Origin of the sequence: Candidatus Methanoperedens sp. (assembly GCA_012026795.1) — an archaeon.
GTDB lineage: Archaea > Halobacteriota > Methanosarcinia > Methanosarcinales > Methanoperedenaceae > Methanoperedens.
On sequence record VEPM01000046.1, the window covers coordinates 1 to 20,723 of the forward strand.

The 20,723-nt window shown below is 38.0% G+C and carries 23 protein-coding genes; 14 read left to right on the top strand and 9 right to left on the bottom strand.

Going from position 1 to position 20,723, the window contains the following annotated elements:
• Window positions 1-544: 544 nt before the first annotated feature.
• The 9 genes from FIB07_17215 to FIB07_17255 all read left to right on the top strand — a co-directional run bounded on the left by FIB07_17215 (window position 545) and on the right by FIB07_17255 (window position 9,235).
• Window positions 545-751 (top strand): hypothetical protein, encoded by a 207-nt coding sequence (locus tag FIB07_17215; protein ID NJD54587.1) that lies wholly within the window; start codon window positions 545-547, stop codon window positions 749-751.
• Window positions 748-1,920, top strand: a complete 1,173-nt coding sequence (locus FIB07_17220; protein NJD54588.1) for a glycosyltransferase — start codon at window positions 748-750, stop codon at window positions 1,918-1,920. Before FIB07_17215 ends, FIB07_17220 begins: the two co-directional genes overlap by 4 nt.
• A gap of 10 nt (window positions 1,921-1,930) precedes the next feature.
• Window positions 1,931-2,590, top strand: coding sequence for an acyltransferase (locus FIB07_17225; GenBank protein NJD54589.1), 660 nt, complete (start codon window positions 1,931-1,933; stop codon window positions 2,588-2,590).
• A gap of 36 nt (window positions 2,591-2,626) precedes the next feature.
• Complete coding sequence (locus tag FIB07_17230) at window positions 2,627-3,580, top strand: glycosyltransferase (protein ID NJD54590.1); 954 nt, start codon at window positions 2,627-2,629, stop codon at window positions 3,578-3,580.
• 3 nt (window positions 3,581-3,583) lie between these two features.
• Complete coding sequence (locus tag FIB07_17235) at window positions 3,584-4,240, top strand: class I SAM-dependent methyltransferase (GenBank protein ID NJD54591.1); 657 nt, start codon at window positions 3,584-3,586, stop codon at window positions 4,238-4,240.
• Window positions 4,237-5,445, top strand: a complete 1,209-nt coding sequence (locus FIB07_17240) for a glycosyltransferase (protein NJD54592.1) — start codon at window positions 4,237-4,239, stop codon at window positions 5,443-5,445. Before FIB07_17235 ends, FIB07_17240 begins: the two co-directional genes overlap by 4 nt.
• On the top strand, window positions 5,442-6,602 hold the full coding sequence (locus FIB07_17245; protein ID NJD54593.1) for a glycosyltransferase family 4 protein: 1,161 nt from the start codon (window positions 5,442-5,444) through the stop codon (window positions 6,600-6,602). Before FIB07_17240 ends, FIB07_17245 begins: the two co-directional genes overlap by 4 nt.
• Complete coding sequence (locus FIB07_17250; GenBank protein ID NJD54594.1) at window positions 6,584-7,528, top strand: glycosyltransferase family 2 protein; 945 nt, start codon at window positions 6,584-6,586, stop codon at window positions 7,526-7,528. Before FIB07_17245 ends, FIB07_17250 begins: the two co-directional genes overlap by 19 nt.
• Window positions 7,529-7,642: 114 nt before the next feature.
• Window positions 7,643-9,235 (top strand): hypothetical protein, encoded by a 1,593-nt coding sequence (locus FIB07_17255; GenBank protein ID NJD54595.1) that lies wholly within the window; start codon window positions 7,643-7,645, stop codon window positions 9,233-9,235.
• Between the two features lie 24 nt (window positions 9,236-9,259).
• On the opposite strand, the gene FIB07_17260 is transcribed toward FIB07_17255, so the two are convergent.
• The 9 genes from FIB07_17260 to FIB07_17300 form a co-directional block, all read right to left on the bottom strand.
• Window positions 9,260-9,904 (bottom strand): class I SAM-dependent methyltransferase, encoded by a 645-nt coding sequence (locus FIB07_17260; protein NJD54596.1) that lies wholly within the window; start codon window positions 9,902-9,904, stop codon window positions 9,260-9,262.
• A gap of 91 nt (window positions 9,905-9,995) precedes the next feature.
• The gene (locus tag FIB07_17265) at window positions 9,996-11,228 is read right to left on the bottom strand and encodes a lipopolysaccharide biosynthesis protein (GenBank protein ID NJD54597.1); all 1,233 of its coding nucleotides are present in this window, start codon (window positions 11,226-11,228) and stop codon (window positions 9,996-9,998) included.
• A gap of 15 nt (window positions 11,229-11,243) precedes the next feature.
• Complete coding sequence (locus FIB07_17270; protein NJD54598.1) at window positions 11,244-12,365, bottom strand: hypothetical protein; 1,122 nt, start codon at window positions 12,363-12,365, stop codon at window positions 11,244-11,246.
• 238 nt (window positions 12,366-12,603) lie between these two features.
• Window positions 12,604-12,867, bottom strand: a complete 264-nt coding sequence (locus FIB07_17275; protein NJD54599.1) for a hypothetical protein — start codon at window positions 12,865-12,867, stop codon at window positions 12,604-12,606.
• Entirely contained in the window at window positions 12,851-13,141 is a 291-nt protein-coding gene (locus tag FIB07_17280) for a BrnT family toxin (protein NJD54600.1), read from the bottom strand. The genes FIB07_17275 and FIB07_17280 overlap by 17 nt, the downstream gene beginning before the upstream one ends.
• Window positions 13,142-13,241: 100 nt before the next feature.
• The gene (locus FIB07_17285) at window positions 13,242-13,604 is read right to left on the bottom strand and encodes a hypothetical protein (GenBank protein NJD54601.1); all 363 of its coding nucleotides are present in this window, start codon (window positions 13,602-13,604) and stop codon (window positions 13,242-13,244) included.
• 150 nt (window positions 13,605-13,754) lie between these two features.
• Window positions 13,755-14,174: a HEPN domain-containing protein gene (locus FIB07_17290; GenBank protein NJD54602.1), complete on the bottom strand. Its 420-nt coding sequence runs from the start codon at window positions 14,172-14,174 to the stop codon at window positions 13,755-13,757.
• Window positions 14,164-14,733: an ArsR family transcriptional regulator gene (locus tag FIB07_17295; protein ID NJD54603.1), complete on the bottom strand. Its 570-nt coding sequence runs from the start codon at window positions 14,731-14,733 to the stop codon at window positions 14,164-14,166. Before FIB07_17295 ends, FIB07_17290 begins: the two co-directional genes overlap by 11 nt.
• A 148-nt stretch (window positions 14,734-14,881) precedes the next feature.
• Window positions 14,882-15,286 (bottom strand): hypothetical protein, encoded by a 405-nt coding sequence (locus tag FIB07_17300; protein ID NJD54604.1) that lies wholly within the window; start codon window positions 15,284-15,286, stop codon window positions 14,882-14,884.
• 685 nt (window positions 15,287-15,971) lie between these two features.
• Between FIB07_17300 and FIB07_17305 the strand changes: the two genes are divergently transcribed.
• The 5 genes from FIB07_17305 (at window position 15,972) to FIB07_17325 (ending at window position 20,609) form a co-directional block, all read left to right on the top strand.
• On the top strand, window positions 15,972-16,862 hold the full coding sequence (locus FIB07_17305) for a radical SAM protein (GenBank protein NJD54605.1): 891 nt from the start codon (window positions 15,972-15,974) through the stop codon (window positions 16,860-16,862).
• 285 nt (window positions 16,863-17,147) lie between these two features.
• Window positions 17,148-18,068: an energy-coupling factor ABC transporter permease gene (locus FIB07_17310; GenBank protein NJD54606.1), complete on the top strand. Its 921-nt coding sequence runs from the start codon at window positions 17,148-17,150 to the stop codon at window positions 18,066-18,068.
• A complete protein-coding gene (locus FIB07_17315; GenBank protein NJD54607.1) occupies window positions 18,068-18,898 on the top strand; it encodes a hypothetical protein in 831 nt (276 codons plus the stop codon). The genes FIB07_17310 and FIB07_17315 overlap by 1 nt, the downstream gene beginning before the upstream one ends.
• A gap of 4 nt (window positions 18,899-18,902) precedes the next feature.
• Window positions 18,903-20,222 carry an ATP-binding cassette domain-containing protein gene (locus FIB07_17320; GenBank protein ID NJD54608.1) on the top strand — a complete coding sequence of 440 codons (1,320 nt, stop codon included), beginning with the start codon at window positions 18,903-18,905 and terminating at the stop codon, window positions 20,220-20,222.
• Between the two features lie 138 nt (window positions 20,223-20,360).
• Window positions 20,361-20,609, top strand: coding sequence for a hypothetical protein (locus FIB07_17325; protein ID NJD54609.1), 249 nt, complete (start codon window positions 20,361-20,363; stop codon window positions 20,607-20,609).
• The last annotated feature ends 114 nt before the right edge of the window (window positions 20,610-20,723 follow it).

Consider the following 20,723-nt stretch of genomic DNA (forward strand, 5'->3'; position numbering starts at 1 on the left):
GTTAGTTTCTCCATTGTGTTCTTATCCTAACAGATTGTTTGATTTAGACTGTCAAATTTCTCCATATTGTCCTGAGGGCTTTATACCCCAGCATTACTAGACGCATACCCCAGTAGGATTACCCCAAACGGAAGGGGCAGCACGAGGCAATTTATGATGTAACTTCTTGTCACAAAGGATTTACAGGATCGACAGGATACGATTTTATTAGCAAATCCTATTTATCCAGTCAAATAATACTTGATTTTCTTCTGAAATCCAGATGCCCGCAGATATGCATTTTTTGACCGCCTATATCATGAAAAATACCGGGTGCGACCCGGAGTACGGCCAAAGCATTGGTTCATGATGCTGATAAATGCACATTAACATGTTAGAAAAAGTATATGTATAAGGGAATGTTTACCTGAATAAATTAAAAAAAGTATCAACCTGGATTTACCAGCGGTGGTGTTCCAAATTTGAAACAAGTGGTATTACAGCAATTATCAGTACTGAACAGCGGGTCAGGGCAGCTTAAGGGAAGATTTTGAGGAGAGATTGGATGAAAATACTTTTGACCTCTATTGTGGATTTGAAGAAATCACAGCACAACAGACCGCATGAGCTGGTGAAATATTTATCCAGGAAGCATGAAATCACTGCGTTGAGCATCAATGACTGGTGGAAGGGAGGGCCGGAGGAAATAAAATCGTTTGTAGGGATAGTTACAGCAAATCATATTTCACTACCTAAGGCGGTGTCATTTTGAAAATACTGATCGCATGTTCGACTATTGATTTGAAGTATAAATTAGGCTGTACGCCGTCATGGTGGCAATTGTTCAAAGCACTTCACGAAACTGGTAATGAAGTTATTGTTGTACCCTATCTTGGCGATCCGGTTAATTCATTGTGGTGGAGAACCTATCCAAACCCATGTTCATGGGAGAGCAAACTTTATAATTCATATTTAGATAGAAAGAAAAAACAATGCAATCTTTCGAAGCATAATGCGAAGAATGATACTTTAATAAACAGATTTGCAGAAAAACATGTGAAAAACAAATGGGAAAGACATCTTTTGAATATATTTGATAAAGAGAAGGATATTGATGCTTTACTGTTTGTAAATGTGCCTTTAAACCATATCAAAGGGATACCTTCAAGAATTCGAGAGGAATATCATATACCAGTTGCATATTTCGATGGCGATATGCCTACGATCCTTCCCCAATATGCTGTTGACAGGGGATTCAAATTCAATTATTATGTTAATGCTGATCTTTCCGAGTATGATGCATTTTTCACGAATTCAAAAGGTGTTATTCCTGATCTTGAAAAAATGGGAGCGAGGAATGTTAATCCTCTTTATTATGCCATAGACCCGGATTATTTTAAGCCTGTTGAAGTAAAAAAAAGCATCGACGTTTCTTTCTTCGGCTATGGGAGTGAATATCGCGAGGATTGGATAACAAAGATGATAACGGACCCATCAATAAAATTAACACATTTAAATTTCTCTATTGGAGGTGGCGGCTTTAAAATGAATTTAGGAACGGCAAATTTGATCGGGGATCTTTCTTATGGCGGGTTCAGGGAGTTCTGCTGTAAAAGTAAGATCAGTTTAAATATCACACGGTGGTCTCATACCAATGTTTACGCTTCATCAACTGCAAGACCTTTTGAGTTAGCAGGCTATGGCTCATGTATTGTTTCCCAGCCGTACAATGGGATCGATGAATGGTTCGATGTGGGTAAAGAATTGATCGTGGTCAATGGCGAAGATGAGGCAATTGAAGCTTATAAATGGCTGCTGGATTCTGATGATGAGCAAGCGCAAATTGGTGAAAGAGCACGGCAGCGGGTGCTGGCAGGACATACGTACAGGCACAGGGCGCAGACGGTTGTTGGGATGATGAAAAATATAAAAATTGGTTGAGGGAATTCTTTTGGAGAACGATCATAATATCAGGGATGACAGGAAAGGACTCGAAAAGATAGGCTTGATAAAAAAAGTGTTATTAGGCTCTGCTATGTACTCCCCCTCATCTGCATTTAAGAAGTTTGTCTTTAAAATGCTTGGTGCTGATATAGGGAAAAATGTATATTTCGGCCCAGGTTCCTTGATCTTATCAGAGGATTTTCATAATATATGTATTGCTGATGGTGTTTTTGTAGCGCCTGGGGTATTTATCCAAGTCAATAGGTTATCTGTGGGTGAAAACTCACACATAGGTTTCCAGTCTCTTCTTGTTGGTGAATCACTTAATATTGGTGCTGGATGCAATATAAGCAACAGGGCATTCATTGAATGCTCGTATTCTCCTGTGGTCATAGAAGATGATGTAACAATAGGCGCAAGTGTTATGATCTCCTCCCATGATGGTGCATACAGGCAGACGCACTGTCTTGCTATGAAAAGCGCACCTATATTGATCAAGAAAAGAGCGTTTATTGGAAATAATGCAATAATATTGCCGGGGATTAGGATTGGTGAAAAAGCTATTGTGGGTGCAGGGGCAGTTGTGACTAAGAATGTTGAAGGGATGGCTGTTGTAGGCGGTGTGCCTGCGAGGGTGATTAAAAGGATTGATGGAGAATTAAGTTAAAAAGTTGATTTGCGGTTTTAAAGGTAGTTTTGACATATGACTGGTAAAAAAAATGAGATAAATAAAACTGAATCAGATGAGTATATAATTGTTGCTCCACCATCCTCTGAATTTAAAGGCAATATAATCAATCTTAAAGACCTGCCAAGAGTTTCTTTTTGTATACCTACCTTGAACAATGAAGATACCTTAGATGAGTGTCTGAATAGTATAATCAATCAAGAATATCCAGAATTAGAGATAATAATAGTTGATGGTCATTCGAAGGATCGAACAATTGAAATCGCTAAGAAATATACTGAAAAAATCTATTTTGATGATGGGTTATTGGGGAGTGCAAGACAAACTGGTGTAGAGAATTCAACAGGTCAAATATTAGCTTTATTTGATTCGGATATAATAATACCCCATAAAAATTGGTTGGTAAATGCAATCAAATATTTCAACTATAGCAATAATGTTAGCACGGTCTGGCCTGTAAATGTTGCACCCCCAAACGGATCTCTAACTGTGCGATTATATTTTAACCAATGGAGAGTAATCATAGAGGATAGAATTAAGAATAAGCGAGGTTTGTATGGTGGAGGTAATGCACTATTTTTAAAAAAATCCATCGAAGATATCGGAGGGATAAACAGATCACTTCATTGGGGTGAGGACTTTGATTGGGCACAAAAGCTAAAGGAACGCAGGTATCAGGTTATTTTTATCAGAGATCCATTATATCATGATACAATGCAATCATTGGGAGAATTTGCAGTAAAACAGTTTACTGGCGCAAAGACTTTCACATCTACGGGTTTTCAATTGATGAAGCTTTCAGCGAGCGATATATTTTATGAGCAAATTATTTTGGGCGCAAAAGGTATGGCTAAAGGATTAGTTGTAGATCGAGATGTTTCATGGGTACTTTTCCCTTTGATTGTGCTTATAAGGGTGAGCGCGTATTCATATATATGCGCTAAAAATATATTATTTTCAGGGGATTAAATAATGTTGAATGAAAGAGTGAATTATGCTAGTTTACAGCTAGAATATTTAGATCCAAATAGTCTGGTTTATAAAAAACTAAGGATAATTGATAAATATATAAATAAAAGTCATTCACTTTTAGATATTGGTGCAGGTACAGGGGAATTAATCAAATTAGAAAAACAAAAATTTGAGATGATCTATGGAATTGACGTAGATGGAGAGTCAGCCGAGGCATGCACTGAATTATTTAAAAAAGATGAACACATTCGAATACTACATGGCAGTATCGATATTCTGGAAAGCTCATTGGCTAACATAAAATTTGAATATATAACATGTTTAGATGTCTTAGAACACATTGAAATGAATAGATGTGGGGAATATTTAAAGAAAATATATAAGCTTCTTGAAGATGATGGAATATTTTTGTTTAGTGGCCCAGGTATATTTGAAAAAATCAGGATATTTATGGGGAGATCTCCAACACATTTGCATTCGCATTCATCTTATGGCTGGAAAAAAATGATTCAAGAAGCTGGTTTCAATATATTGAGCATTGAAACAGTTGAATTTCCAATGATACACAGTGATTTTTTACGAAAAAATGTGCACATTTTTGGGAAATGCTGCTTAATAGTTTCCAAGAAAGTATCATCTTCGGAGAAGTGTGAATGAAAATTCTTCAAGTAATATCTTCATTTCCTCCGGCGTATGCATACGGTGGGCCCACTAGGGTAACCTACGACATTTCAAGAGAGCTTGTAAAGAAAGGGCATGAAGTTACAGTATATACTACTGATGTATTTAATGCACGTTCTCGTTTTAAATATGAGACAAATCCAATGAAAATAGATGGAATTGAAGTATATCATTTTAATAATATAAGTAACAGACTTGCTCATAAAAACTTAGCTATGGCTCCAATAATGGCTTTTGAATTAAATAGAACTATTAAAAATTTTGATGTGATACATTTGCATGAGTATCGATCTTTTCAGGCAATACTTGTTCATTATTATAGTAAAAAATATAATATACCATATATTTTACAACCACATGGGACTATCCCAATAATCAGTAAAACCAAACAAAAAAAAAGTTTCGATTTGCTTTTCGGTCACTCTATAGTTAAAGATACAAGTAAAATAATAGCGACCTCAAGGATTGAATCTAATCAATATTGTACTGTGTTCCCTGAATTGGACAAAGAAAAAGTTATTCACATACCAAACGGCATTAGCATGGAAACATATCAGAATTTACCGAAAAAAGGACAATTTAAAAAGAAATATTCAATAAAAACAGATGAAAAAATAATACTATTTATGAGCAGGGTACATGAAAGAAAAGGTGCTGACATTCTTGTAGAAGCATTTAGTAAATTAAAAAATGATTTTGAAAAAGTAAAACTTGTTATTGCTGGACCCGACGAGGGTTATTTACAAAAATTAAAACAAATTGTGAATAAATTATGGATTAATGATGATGTAATATTTACAGGAACGCTCCTTGAACCGGATAAATTTATGGCTTATGTTGATGCAGATGTTTTCGTATTGCCATCAAAAGATAAGTACGAATCTTTTGGAAATGTCGTTTTGGAGGCATGTGCGTGTGGCAAACCTGTGGTAGTTACGAATAATTGTGGCGTATCTGAATGGATTGGTGAAGATGTAGGATACACAATCGAATGTGACAAAGACCAGTTGAAGGATGCAATTTTGAAAGTTTTGATAGATGACAGATTAATGAGGAAATTCGGTGAAGAAGGGAGAAAGCTAGTGGAGAATAATTTTGATTTGAAAATAATTATTACGTATTACGAAAAAATTTATGAAGGTATTAAACATCCAAATGAACGAAAGGAAACAACACAATGAGAATATTATTTGTTCCATCAGGAAGTTTAAAATCTATTAATACATTTGAGCATGGTGGGGCTGAATCGCAGATATACGGCATTTCAAAGGAAATTATTAAAAAAGGACACGAGGTCTATGTGACAGGACTTTTTGATGGATTTAAAGATAATGAATCAATAGCAATTGTTGACGGAATACAATTCATCAATATCGGAACGCCTCATCTCAAAGATAAAAGTGGACATCATATCATGTCTACAATTGGCACATTGCTATATTCTAAAGCTGTGACCAAAAAGATTAAACAAATCAACCCAGATGTAATAAGTTTAAATGAACGTTTTTCAGCGTACTTTTCATCTAATTTAAATATACCAAAAACTTTTACAACTCACAATCCAGATGGCATGGCATTTTACAAAGACTTTGCCATAGAAAGCAATCGATTAAATTATGTTTTTTTTGATGTTAAAAGAAGGATAGAAGAAAAAGTCATGTCTCGTTCGGACACAATCATTGCATTAACCAACAGCATTCGAGATTATTTACAGGAGTGTGGCTTTACAAATACCTGTATAATCCCCAACGCAGTAGATGCCAAAAAATACACAAATAGGGGTGACGAAAATTTTATTTTATTCGCAGGGAGATTGGATAAGGTAAAAGGAATACAATATTTAATCGAAGCATTTTCTGAATTAATTAATGATTTTGATTCAGATTTATTAATTGTTGGTTCTGGCCCAGACGAAATGAGACTCAAAAAAATAGTAAAATCAAAGAATATGGCTGATCGGGTACATTTTATACCAATGGTTGGTAAAAATGAGTTAAGAGGTTTTTTGTCGAAATGTTCTGTTTTTGTTTTGCCCTCATTATTTGAATCGTTTGGAATAGTCATGATTGAAGCAATGGCTTCAGGTAAGCCTGTAATTGCAAGTGACATTCCAGGTCCAAGAGATGTGATAAAACATGAGTATGATGGATTTTTATTTAAGAGGGAAAATGTAGGTGAATTAAAGAAGTATCTTTACTTGTGTCTCTCTGATGAAAAATTACGGAGAAAAATCGGCACCAATGGAAGAAAAACAATTGAAGGTAGATATACATTTGACAAAATAGCTAATCAATATTTAAAAGTATATGGAAACTTATTATGCTTTCAACAAAAATAGGACACCTCCCAGTAGTACCAAAAGTTGTGATTATAATCATAAATTGGAACGGGAAACAGGACACAATCGAATGTTTGACCTCTCTAAAAAAAATAGATTATTCAAATTTTGAAATAATAATAGTTGATAATGCTTCAACGGATGGATCCATAGAATGTTTCAGAGAAACCTTCCCAGAAGTAACTTTAATAGGGAATTTGCAGAATTTAGGATTCTCAGGGGGATTTAATGTGGGTATTCAGAAGGCGATAGAACGGGCAGCAGATTATGTCCTATGCTTAAACAACGACACAATCCTAGATAGAGGTTTCTTAAAGGAATTAGTAATTGTCGGAGAACAGAACAACGATATAGGAGGTTTGGGGCCCAAAGAATATGATTATTCTAATCCTAAGAAAATCATTTACGCAGGTGGAAAAATTGGACTCATAAGGAGCAAAAATTATAGATGTGGAGAAATTGATACGGGACAATGCGAAAAATATATTAAGACTGAAATGCTATGTGGAGCAGCTATAATGCTGAAGACAAAAGCGTTATTGAATATTGGCCTTTTCGACTCAGATTATTTCTTTGGTAGTGAGGATAAGGACATAGCTATTCGGTTAATGAGAAGTGGATACAATATTATGTATGTGCCATCAGCAAAATTCTGGCATAAGAGGAGAGGTTCAACCAGCGGAAAAATTGGACCGCTAAATGTCTATTTCTATTTAAGAAATTATTTGTTATTAGTCAGAAAGAACTATGAACAACATGAATTTGTTATCGCTCTATTGCCCTTTATATTTGTTCACATACCCTTTTTTATCTTGGTGTCGCCAGATAGGAAAAAATGCCTTAATTCAATTATAATGGCAATCAAATGGCATATCGACCCCAAGTCACTTCCCGAAGATGTTGAAATAGTAAAAAAATTGAGATAATAGTAATTTACAAAGAAAAAATTTTGTCAATGTGATGTTATGCTTTCAAGAAAATTTTTGATATTGAGCACCTTGTTCTCAGTTTCATGGACGTTGTTAATTGTATACCTATTCATGGACGGCTCCAATTATTTTGTTTTCTGGTCTATCACACTCTCAGCTGCTATCTTGATCATTTTACAAATAAACTGTACAACAGATAAAAGTGAATTGAAGATTATTTATGCTGAAATTGTTGTCTTATTTGGTTCTCTGCAACTTATCTCTATCACCAATGCAGGCATGAACAATCTTTACTGGCTAGATTCTAGCTTTGAGTTACGCGCTACACTAAATATAATTGAAGCTGGTTGGAATCCTGATATTTTAGGCACCGTAGGCCCATACCCTGCGATTCATTTTTTTGGTGCTATTTTATCACAAATTACTGGTGTAGAACTTGTGAATATAGCAAGATGGATGGGATTATTGATGCATGGTATGGCTCTTTTATTTTACCTAATGTTTGGGAGGTACATATTTAAGAACAATCAAGTCAGTCTTTTGTCTGGCTTATCATTTATATTTTTATTTTATTATACAATAGTTACAGGATTTGGAAGAGTGCCTTTGTCGATTGCACTTTTTTTTCTCATTTTATTTTTGATTTTTCGAAATGCTGAAATACCAAAAATTCAATTCACTGGATTGGTTATCCTCTCTTGTTTTACCTTGCTTTTTGCACACCCTCTTGCTCCCGTTGTATTGGCTGCATTTCTTATCTTTTATTTAGTTGTATACAGATTAATATGGATTACGAAAACGTTTTCGTTAAAGTCATTATGCACCGTGAAAAAAATACAAATTGACAATATTAGACCAAAAAGCATTACTTTCATTTTATTATTATTAATTTCCATTGCTGCATATTTCCTATTCATAAGCAATTGGAGCCAGAATTTGTTGCACTCCACTGTTACTATTATGAGTGGCTCTGCGACTGGACAACCTATAGGAACAGGAACAAGCACCCCTTTAAATTGGAGGATATTCCTATATGGGCAGGGAATTATGGGCTTAATATTTGGTTTTTTAATCCTTAGAAGCCAAAAGGCCATAACAAATTTTTATAGTGTGTTTTTATGTGTCTTTAGTTGCTTCTTGATTGTTTGGTCATTCATTGCTTATTCTTTGAAAATAGAATTCTTACGTTTTACAATATTTATCTGGCCATTTATGTTATTGGCCGTATCATACGCCATTGTTAGCTCGAAACACCATACTAAATTATCGTACCTAATGATTGTATTTATTATAATTAATATTTCTGGTTATTATCCCGATGTATATAATAAATCGGCTGAGCCCAGATATTCGATGGGAGAATGGCGCCAATATACAACAGTGTATGAAAAAATATCAGTATCAAATTTTGATACTTTTGGAAATATAATTGGGAATCATTACTTAAACATGGCATTTCTTTATCTCAAGGGTAAAACAATTAATATTGATACTCAATTTTATATAGATGGCTTCAGAAAGCCTAATGATTATTCATTCTTCTATTTTGAGGACATAGATAGGCAACGTATATACAGTCGCGAAGGAGGGGGCCAATATTTTAAAGTTTCGAATGAATTGTATTCTGAATATCAAAAAACTATATCGTTATTAAAAGTTTATGTAAATGGAAATGTGGAAATTTATAAAATATCCCGCTACTGAATTAAAATTATAAATGACTGAAATTTAGTCATTATTCTTTTTCCAGATGCCTATAATCTCAAATGCTAACTTTGGAAAATTATAAACTATCTTTTGACTCATATCTGAAATTATAATCCAAAATAAACGGGGTTTATATTTTATTGTTCCTTTATAACCTTTAAGTTGTTTCCATCCAGAACATCCCACAGATTTAAATCCTGTTTTTTCTAATTGTTCAACACTCCAACCAGATTTGTGCTTTTGTTGTGGGTTATTGTCATATTCATCTTGAAATACATAGCCATTTGGAGTGGATATTACAATTTTCTTTCGTGTCCATTTTTTCATTTTTTCAATTAGAATCACTCCTTCTTCAATTGATAAATGTTCTAATACATTTAAAGCTACAACCGCATCAAATGATTCTGGTTTAAATTCGATTTTTGTAATATCTGCTTTTATATATTGATTATGAAGTCTTTTCTTTTTACTTTCTTCTAAGTCAGGTTCAAAGATTTCAACCCCAACCGAAAAGTGTATGGTGCAATATTGAATTGCCGAGTTTCGACCACAGCCAAGATCTAAAACTTCATCACAATTATAAAGTTCTTTCTTAATAGTGTTGAAATATGCATTTCTAAAAATTTTTTCTTGGTAGATTCTTGTTAGTTTGCTTTTCAAAGTCATATTTTCCTCGTTTCTTGGTTAGATATGTCCATTCGAAGGGTCCATTCAAAATTTATGGTTACGTAATGTGGGTATGAAAACATCGTTGATCCTAATCCCGTCTCTCAATCCATGCAATCCCTCCCGCTACAATCGAAGATACACCCTGTCCCGCTATCCATCCCATACCCACGCCCATGACGCCATAATGCTGCATAAAAAAATAGCTTGCAATCACAGTTACAGCAAAGAGAACCGCGTTTATCACGATTATGGGCTTGATATTCTTCCGAATTCTTTCGACGCATATGAAAAGGGCATTAAAAACTACAAAAAAAGAAGAGAGCACAAGCAGTTTCAGGATCTCATATGCGTTCTGGGAATATTCCCTGCTGAAAAGATTAAGAAGAATATCCCCAAAAAAGAATATCACAATGCCCACAGGGATCATAATCACTCCCGCAGCTGCAAGAGCCTTTATCATATTCTTTCGAAGAGGCATGCCATGGCTTCCTTCTATGAACATCGAAATAAACAAAGCGTTTGGCACTGCATAGAGCAGACCTGCGATAGAAAAGGCCACATAGAAATATGCCGCTTCCTTAGCTCCGATGACGTTAAGAATCAGTATGGGGAGGATAGCTGACTCTGCCATTACTAGAAAATCAGCAATATAATTGGCAAGTGAGAAATGAAATACATCATTCAGCAGATTTTTTTTAAGAACAGGTTTTATTAAGATATTCATTCTGTATAGCAGGAATAGGCCAATGCCGAATGAGGCAAAAAATGCGATTCCAAGGCTTCCGAAAATTCCCAATACTCCTGCAAATGTTAGAGGGATCAACAGGATTATCCGCAGCCCAAGGCCCATGTTTTGTGCAAACGAATATTCCGCTTTTCGAAGAGCAAGGAGGGCGTTATTGAAAAGACCTGAACTCATTTGAAATATTAGTAATAATATAAATATCACAATAACTAATGGATTCATCAAAAACTTCATTTGCGGGGAAAATATGTCGATACCAATAAGGAAAATGAAGCCAAAAATCAGTGCGCCAGCTATTGAAACTATCCAGATAGAACTGAAAAGCTGCGTTTTTTCAGTGCTACCTGGCAAAAACCTGATGATTCCGGTATTAAGACCAAAACTCGACAAGTTTACGATAATCCCAGCGGATGAAATAAGAGCTGTGGCAAGTCCAACATCCCATGAAGAATAATATCGTGCAGCTATCATCCAGAAGATAAAGCCGAATAGTGCTCCTGTTACGGAGTTTAGCATGATGTATAATGAATTTTTATAGAGGGGATCTCGGTAATAGTTTTTAAGTTTTTGGAGCATATTAGGTAATAATATTTAAAAAAAATTGGGTATCAAATTACTCTTCACTTCTTCCTCAAGTCCATTATTAGGCATTAAATTATTGGTGTTGCCCTCTTCATAAAGTTCCACATCATCAAACCAGAAAGCTCCATAACCATCATATAAAATAGCATATACAAAGACTCTGCTTGCATTCTTTTGAGTTTTAAATATTGACTGTTTCTGCACCCAATTATTCATACCTTTGTCAAAAATAATATTGGTCTGTCTTGACCACTCTTTTTCCCCATCATTTTCCACTATCCTGACAGCAGGTGAATTGTTCCCACCAATCCTTTCTACTTTACCCCATACTGATAAAATGTAAGTTGTGTTGGGCTTTACTGAAATTCGATCGCTAATCCACACCCCTGAAATCTTGCTTTCATTTCCCTCAATCTGGATCTTCGCTGAATGATTGCCTGAATGAAAAACCGTGGAATCCCACGATGCATTTTGCGTGAACGACCATTTATCTATGAAACCCGCAGGAGAATTATTATTTATTGTTTCCATCACATTAATATCAAAAGCCACAAACACAGGTACCATTAATATCATAATTGCAACTGCAATGCCAACTGTCCTCGCAATCCTCATGATGCCATTCTTCCCTTCATAAAAATATCTTATCCCCCCGCATAAGACCATTAAGATCACTCCTACAATCAATACATCCATATTTGCTATCCCATAAAAATCAGGCTTATAATCTAATAACCCTATCCCGAATTTTTGTCCAGATATCGGCCAGAAAAAAGCATAAAACGGCTTGAACACCAGCGCATCTTCGAACATGTGCGCCCCGAATCCGATCCCTGCGAACAGGAATGAATCCCCGAACCTCATGCCCGCCAGCCTCAGTACCAGCGCCGCCCCGAAGGCGAAAAGAAGCAGGAAAGCTATGTTGTGGAAATCCCCGTGGCTAATGGTAGAGCCATCGACCAGGACATTCAGATCAAATTTCCTGAATAGCTCTCCGGCGACTATATCAAAATCAGGTGCAAAGGCGCTGGCTATGATGATCCAGGATGGGTCCCTGCCTGTGCGCTTATACCAGAGCATCCCGGCTATGATTGCGATGGCTGTAGAGTAGATCAGGTGTTCGAATAGCATTATTCAGTGTATTATTAATGGGAATGAATATTAAGATAATTGTGAATGTTCCGGTTTTTGTGTGCTTTCAGGTTAATTGGCTTCCACGAAGCGCCAAAAATACATTTATATAATATCAATGTAATCAATCTGCGTTTATCTGCGTGCATCTGCGGTTTGTGTTTATCGCTTTAAGGAGGTTGTCACGGCTTCTGATCGGCGCCCCCGACAGTGTAATAAAATTGTAAAGTATAAACTCTTAAACTACTTCTGCAAGTTGTTTGTAAAGGAGTTCATTTGCCAGAGAGCTTGCAGATATCCCTTTTTTCCTGGCACTTTCCTGAAGTATCTCCGCAATTTGCATATCTACCTCTAACAGATAGTGTTTCTTTTGAACATCTACTTCCACTTCAATTTCCTCAAGATTATCAAGGTAGTCTGTGCTATCATGAGTATCCCAGAAATCTGCGGCTTCCTCGTACGTTTTGAATTCTTCAGGTATTTTCTTAAGTTTTTTTGGCATAGTAATATTTCCGTTCTTTGTCTGTCATATCTCTCGCAGATATTATCAATCCGGTATTATATGATTTATATACGAAAACTATAAAAAGATATCTACCTGCATCTGTTCGTCCATATGCAACATACACATCCTCTCCATTGACTTTGCCCTTTTTTGCCCGACGAAATAGTGCATCTGAATGCAAAGCATCTTCCACTTCTTCATTTGTGACATTATGCTTCTTTCTGATTTTGGTTACAAACCTCTCAATCCACAAGATTTCTTTAATCCGCATGAACCACACTTTCAATAAATTATTGTATGTCTAATATTCATCACCAACCTTAATATTTATGCATGACCCCCCATCCTTATCTCGCATTGCCTGCAATCCACTATTGGCGATATCCATAGCCGAAAAACCGCCCATTCTTCGGCTTACACGCCCCGAATCCGATCCCTGCGAACAGGAATGAATCCCCGAACCTCATGCCCGCCAGCCTTAGCACCAGCGCCGCCGCTGTGGTGAAAAGCAGCAGGAAAGCTATGTTGTGGAAATCCCCAAGGCTAATGGCAGAGCCATCGATCAGGACATTCAGATCCAATTTCCTGAATAGCTCTCCGGCGACTATATCAAAATCAGGTGCAAAGGCGCTGGCTATGATGATCCAGGATGGGTCCCTGCCTGTACGCTTATACCAGAGCATCCCGGCGATTATGGCGATGGCTGTTGAATAGATAAGGTGTTCGGAGAGCACAGGTTGCTATTTTATGCTGGAGGTAGATAAATATAGTGATGAGAAGGATTTATTTGCATAATGGCTGCATGGGGGTTTGGCGAGGCGCCCAGATTTATATGATATATACTGTATAAATATATCATCATGGAAGAAGAATCTGTATCTTTTTCAATTATCTTTTATCAGCATTTCAACTTCCATAATAAACTTTTTTGCCCGTAAAAGGGCATTTTCAGCTTCAGCTCTGGAGATCGACCCGACAGTATCATATACCGCTGTATGTCTTTTCCTTCTCATCCGATCAAAGGATATCACATCCTCTTCCTTTAAGAAGAGCCTCGCAAACCTGACTGCTGAAACATGACCTGAATCCGAAGATGGGCGGTATCCTTTTGAAAACATAAGGGCACGGACAGATTGAAGTATTGAATTGTAGGCAATAGAAAAAGCCCAGTCACAATTTTCATCAAGCACATTCCTTGCAATATTCATATCGCGTCTTGCCAGATCAAGTGAGTCATTTATCTTTTTCCTGTCAGTTGGCAGTTTCTTTATGATACCAGATCTTTCAAGTTCATCAATGCTCATTCAAATCACCTATCAGCATTACTCTTTTCTCACTAAGTACATTCTTTATAAAAGGATCATTATTCTTTATCCTCTGAATGAACTCAGCAGGGGTGAAAATAACATAGTTTATCTCGCGGTAGAGTTCTTTTTCGAGTTTTTCTATGCAAAGTATAAGTTCATCTTCATGTACTTTCCCGATTATGAAAAGATCAATATCGCTTTTACCTCCAGCATTGCCACTGGCAAATGATCCATAGATGAAGGCCGTTTCAATATTACCAAGCATGTCCAGATTCTCGGAGAGAGTTCTCCCAACTCCCTCGGTTTTCAGGACGATATTCGTTAATTCTATATAAATTGGCATCTTTTTATTTGTTGAATAATATTTTAAATTTCCTTTCTTTTCACTTAAGAGCAGACCGATATCGTTCAGATTCTGGAGCTCTCTTCTGATTGCATTCGTGTTCTCGCCTGTTTTTCTTGCGATTTCCCTGACATACAACTTAGTTTCCGGGTTAAGGAGAAAAAGGGTAAGTAACTTTACCCTTGTTTTTGAGGTAAACAGTTTTTCAAGCATCGAATACAAATTGTATTCAATCGTATAAAAATATTACTCATTTCTCATCCTCGATTAGCTGCATAATCCGCTTCAGGAACTATTGAAACATAACATAGCATTAAATCTGCGGTTCGTTTTCGTTATCACATTTAACATATATTGTGCGCTAAATTGCTTCTAACCCCCCACCTCTGGGTCTCCCCCGGCCACAGAAAGCGATATTGTTGGCCGAAAACCGCTCATTCTTCGGCTTACACGCCCCGAATCCGATCCCTGCGAACAGGAATGAATCCCCGAACCTCATGCCCGCCAGCCTCAGCACCAGCGCCGCCCCGGAGGCGAAGAGCAGCAGGAAGGCTATGTTGTGGAAATCCCCAAGGTTAATGGCAGAGCCATCGATCTGGACATTCAGATCCAATTTCCTGAATAGCTCTCCGGCGACTATATCAAAATCAGGTGCAAAGGCGCTGGCTATGATGATCCATGATGCGTCCCTGCCTGTACGCTTATACCAGAGCATCCCGGCGATTATGGCGATTGCTGTAGAGTAGATCAGGTGTTCGGAGAGCACAGGTTGCTATTTTATGCTGGAGGTAGATAAATATAGTGATGAGCAGGATTTATTTTTATAATGGTTGCGTGGGGGTCAGAGAGGCGCCAGGGATTATTATAACCAATTGTGTATAAATTTATTATTATGGAAGAAAACTATGTACGTATCCGCAGCATCTGTGTTCCATCGTTTTTTGATGGGCTTTGTTGTTTTCTCTGTGTCCTCTGGGGACTCTGTGGTTTTTTCTGTTCTGTGTGTCAACATCTCCTTTTTATGGAGCGCCGAAACTTTGAAAATATAGAAAGTAATTTATTTATATTTAGAACTGATTATCTGAAAGCGTAGCATTAAATCTGCATTCATCTGTGTGCATCTGCGGTTTGTGTTTATCGCTTTAAGGAGGTTGCATCGGCTTCCGTGAAGCGCTGGGACTGTTTTAATATTAAATTATTTTAAAAAATATTAGTATGCTCCTAATTTTATTCCAAAATGAACTGTGTTCTATTTTATATGAAATCTAATACTATTAGCAAAACATTATGATAAATAACAATTCTTTTGATATCTGTGACTTTAGCAATGCTACGAAGAACTACGGCAACTTTATTAAGAAAAAGTGTATAAAAAGACAATTGGGAAAATACCTAAATAGTATTGACACCATCTATAGTTCGTATATATACGAATAAATGTGAGGAATGACATGAAAAAAGAACGCTGGGGAAACCTTGGCTCAAAATTTGCGCATCTTACGAGCGCTCACCCGTGTTATAATGAAAAAGCGCATTTCACGACCGCAAGGATACACTTGCCGGTTGCGCCGCGCTGTAATATACAGTGCAATTATTGTATCCGCAAATTAGATAAATGCGAACACAGGCCGGGTGTTGCAGGAACTATTCTTAATCCCCGTGAAGCCCTTGTGAGGCTTGATAAATATGCAAAGGAAATGCAGAATCTCAAGGTCGTGGGCATCGCAGGACCCGGTGAGTCCCTTGCAAATGAAGATACACTGGAAACCATGCGTCTTGTGCATGAAAAATATCCCGGACTTATAAAATGCGTGGCAAGCAACGGGCTTATGCTCTCCGAAAGGGTGGATGACCTTGTCAGGGCCGGAGTAACAAGTGTCACTGTAACAATAAACGCAGTTGACCCGGAGGTCGGCGCAAAGATATATTCCTTTGTCCGGTACCATGATAAAACATATAGGGGCGTGGAAGGCGCAAAACTCCTGATCGAGAAACAGTTCGAAGGGATAAAGAAGGCAAGTGAAGCCGGACTGAACGTTAAAGTCAATACTGTACTTATTCCTGATATCAACTTTTCCCAGATAAAGGAAATCGCAAAAAAAGCAGCAGAGAACGGCGCAATAATAATGAACATCATTCCCATGATACCACTTAACAAGTTTGAAAAGGAAAGACCCCCGGATTGCGATGAACTTAACATTGCAAGAACCATTGCGGAAGAATTCCTGCCGCAGTTCCGGCTGTGCAGGCAGTGCCGCGCGGATGCGGTTGGAGTCCCGGGTGCAGAACCCTGCGGCTCACCCGTACAGCAGCGCACAGCCACTGAATATTATCATGCTTAATATCTATTAAATAAAAAATCAACGAAACAAAAAGTAAGAGAGGTGAAAAATATGTGCTTTGCAGATTCATCAGTCAATGTAGAAGTTGAGGAAGGAGATCTTGTATTTGACCAGTATAAATGCAGCGATTGCAATTCCCAGTTCCGCGGGATCGGGAAAAGGGTAAAATGTCCTACGTGTGAGTCAGGAAACGTAAAGAAGATTTAATCCGAAATTGCGATTGAGTCATCAACTATTTATATCAAGTAAACTTTAGTGAAAACAAATTTACTTGATTAAGAGGAGATGAACTTGCATATCTCGGATGGGATTCTTGAGCCGGAATGGATTTTTTTCTGGTATGTGGTATCAATCTTATTTATCGCGCTTGGCCTTCGGATAATCAATAAGCGCATTAAAGCTGACCCTGTATATCTCCCGCGGTTATCCCTGATAGGCGCTGTTGTATTCGTAATTTCAGTCTGGCATATCCCGGTTCCCGTTACTGGTTCTTCATCACACCCGGTAGGAACGCCCCTTGCTTCTATCATTATCGGCCCGTTTGCAGCGGTGGTAATAAGCGCGATCGCGCTGTTCTTCCAGGCCTTTATCGCGCATGGCGGGCTTACTACAATCGGTGCAAATACTTTTTCAATGGGAATAGTAGGAGCTTTTGGAGGCTATTTTGTTTACAGGCTCCTCAAAAATATCTCTCCTTTATGGATTTGCGCAGGGGCGGCAGGGCTTGTCGGAAGTATTCTCACATATATGGCAACTGCTTTGCAACTTGCCCTTTCCCTGAATCCGGAAGATGTCATTTATTACTGGAAATTGTATTCACTTGGATTTATTCCCACACAACTCCCGCTTGCATTTGCTGAATTTGCATTCACAGCTTATGTTATAAAATATATATCAGAAACAGGAAGCATGGAAAATATCCAGTCAGGCTGCCCGTTGGACAGGTTCACAATAAGCGCCCTGCTGCTTATGGTTTCAATTACTTCAATTATTGCGATAGGCGCATATGCCGGATATCTTAGCGGTGCAAATATGGCAGGAACTGATAGCACAGTCGAATCAAGGGCCGCACCCGCTGCATCACCTGGCGGGATCGGAGCCAGATTAATGTCTGTCATCGGGGAACCACTGGGTTTTGCCCTGGTTGGCATAACAGGCGGTCTTTTTACGGGATATTTCTGGAGTGAATTAAGGAGGAAGAACTGATGCTTGAATGGCTTACAACTGACCCGTTAAATGGGATCATAATAACGATCACATTTTTTATTTCGGTAATTATTGGCAGGTATCTCAGGATAAAAAGATCTGCATCTGGCAACAAAGGGAAAGTAGTGGATCCCAGGATAAAAATCCTCTTTTTGTTCATCCTGATAATTTCAATTACACTGATGAAACACTGGTATTTTTTACTGGGAATTACAGGCATCTGCACTCTTTTTGCGTTGAAATTAAAAAATTTTCAAAAATATGGCAGGAAAATGATTTTCCCTGTCATCCTGGCTTTTTTTATCCTCGTGATCCAGGGGTTGACCTATGGAGCAAATAAGATAAATTACGGAATTCCATTATACGTCGAAGGGTTAGATTCCGGATTCCTGATATTTGCAAGAGTGACAGCAGCGGCTTCCCTGGCAATCCTTTTTCTGTCAAACATTCCTGAAAATGAGATTACAGAAACCATGCGCTGGTACAGGGTACCGGGTACAATGATTGATATTTCTTCATTGATGAGCAGGTATATTAAAGCATTTTCAACTGAAGCAAAAAAAATGAAATGGGCACAGGAATCACGCTGCAGCTTTTCAAAACGATCAGGATTCAAGGAGAAAATGCATGATGTCGCCTCAATATCAGGAGCGCTTATTTCACGAGCACTTGTCAGGTCAGAAATAGTCTACAGGGCAATGTTATCAAGGGGCTGGAAACCCGATCAGAATTTTGCTGGCCAGCAGCCATTAAATCGTAATGACCTGCTTATGGGTTTTGTTTTTGCATCCGGGATCCTGATACTTCTTGGAATAGACAGGATGTTGTGAGATTATGATAGCTATACAGACGATAGGACTTGAATATGTTTATGCGGATGGGACACCGGCCCTGTCTGGTGTGGATTTTGAAGTACATGCCGGGGAGAAAATCGCGGTTCTTGGCCCGAATGGCAGCGGGAAAACCACGTTATTCTATCATTTTAACGGACTGGTAATGCCAGCAAAAGGCGAAGTCCGGATTTTCGGTGAGAATATAAATAAAACCGATATCGATGAGGTACGAAGAAGGGTCGGTCTTGTTTTCCAGGAATCTGATAACCAGTTATTTGCGCCCTCAGTTTTTGAGGATATTGCATTTGGTCCCCGTAACTTAAGATTATCTCAGGATGAAGTTAAGAAACGCGTTTCTTATGTGCTGCACAGGTTTGATATCGAGGCTCTGGCAAAAAAAAATCCGGCCAGCCTGAGCGCAGGCCAGAAAAAAAGGGTCGCGATAGCAGGGGTTGTTGCAATGGAACCTGATGTCCTTGTCCTTGATGAACCGACGTCCGGCATGGATGCTGGAGGTATCAACGATACGCTTGGGATACTTGAAGAGCTTAACGACGAAGGAAAAACCATTATCATTTCCACTCATGATTCTGACCTTGCAGCTTCCTGGGCAGACCGCATTTATATACTTAATAAAGGAAAAGTTTTCAGGTCAGGTATCCCGAAGCATATTTTTTCAGATGAAAAAATCATCTCTGATGCAGGGTTGAGGCAGCCTGTGATCGTCCAGACCTATCGCGAATTCAGGGCAAGGGGAATTTCAAAAGGTGAGGTTCCGCTTTCTGTTCTTGATTTTATGGAATCCATGGAAAGTGTAAAAGTAATGAATATCAGGTGTGCGATCGCAGGATGTGATCTTAAGACCGGGGATAAAGTATCACTTGAGATCAGGGAGGGGATGCTTGTTGCGGACAGAGGTTCTGATGGTGTGACCGGAATTGCGATGTTTAATGGGAATAAAGGTGAAGACATTGCAGTAAAGGATGTTGTGGGGGATTTGCAGTATCATGAGGGAAAAATCACTGTTATCAGGGTTCCTGCTGTCATTGAAGGCGGATCAAGAGCGGCAGATATAGATAAAATTCATGATTTTCTTGATAAGAATAAGAAACAAAAGATAGGAGCAATGGGTACCTCAGCAAAAGCTCTGATGAATAAGATGGAAATAAAATGCGATTTCGAGTTCGATGTGATACAATCAACAATGCTGGCAGCACTTCGCGGCCTGGATGTAGCGGTTTTTGCCTCAGGGGGTATGGCTGATAGGGTAATAGAAAAGGTTAAGGAGAGAAAACTCAATTGCCAGGGTTTGAATATTTAGGAACTTTCAAAATTCCAAAAGGAATTATTAAAAACAGAACCATCTTACGATCATGTCAGACCTTTTAAACATCATTACATCCTCGGTAATCCAAAAGGGCCTCTGATAGGTTTTGGTACTGAACTCGATGGGTATTTTGTGGTAATAATTAATCAAAGCTTAACTGTTGAGAAACCACTGCTGGATGAAATATATGGATTAGTTGATGAAGAAGCAAAAAAGAGGGGAGTCCATGAAGTTCCTGTCAGGTTCGTTTTGGGAGAAATCATCCATCCAGTACAGGAAATCCAAATAAGAGCACGCTTCAACCTGAAAATAAGAGTATGCCGCCATCCAATAATACGTCAAGAAAATCAGTCCCAAGTTTTGGATTGTTGGGCGGATTAATCACCTTGTTATGTGTATCCCACATTCCGCATACCCCCTAACACAAATACATTTTTTCATAATTTGAGCCCATAAGTGCCAATATCTTCCTGTGAATTTCTCTGAGATTCATCA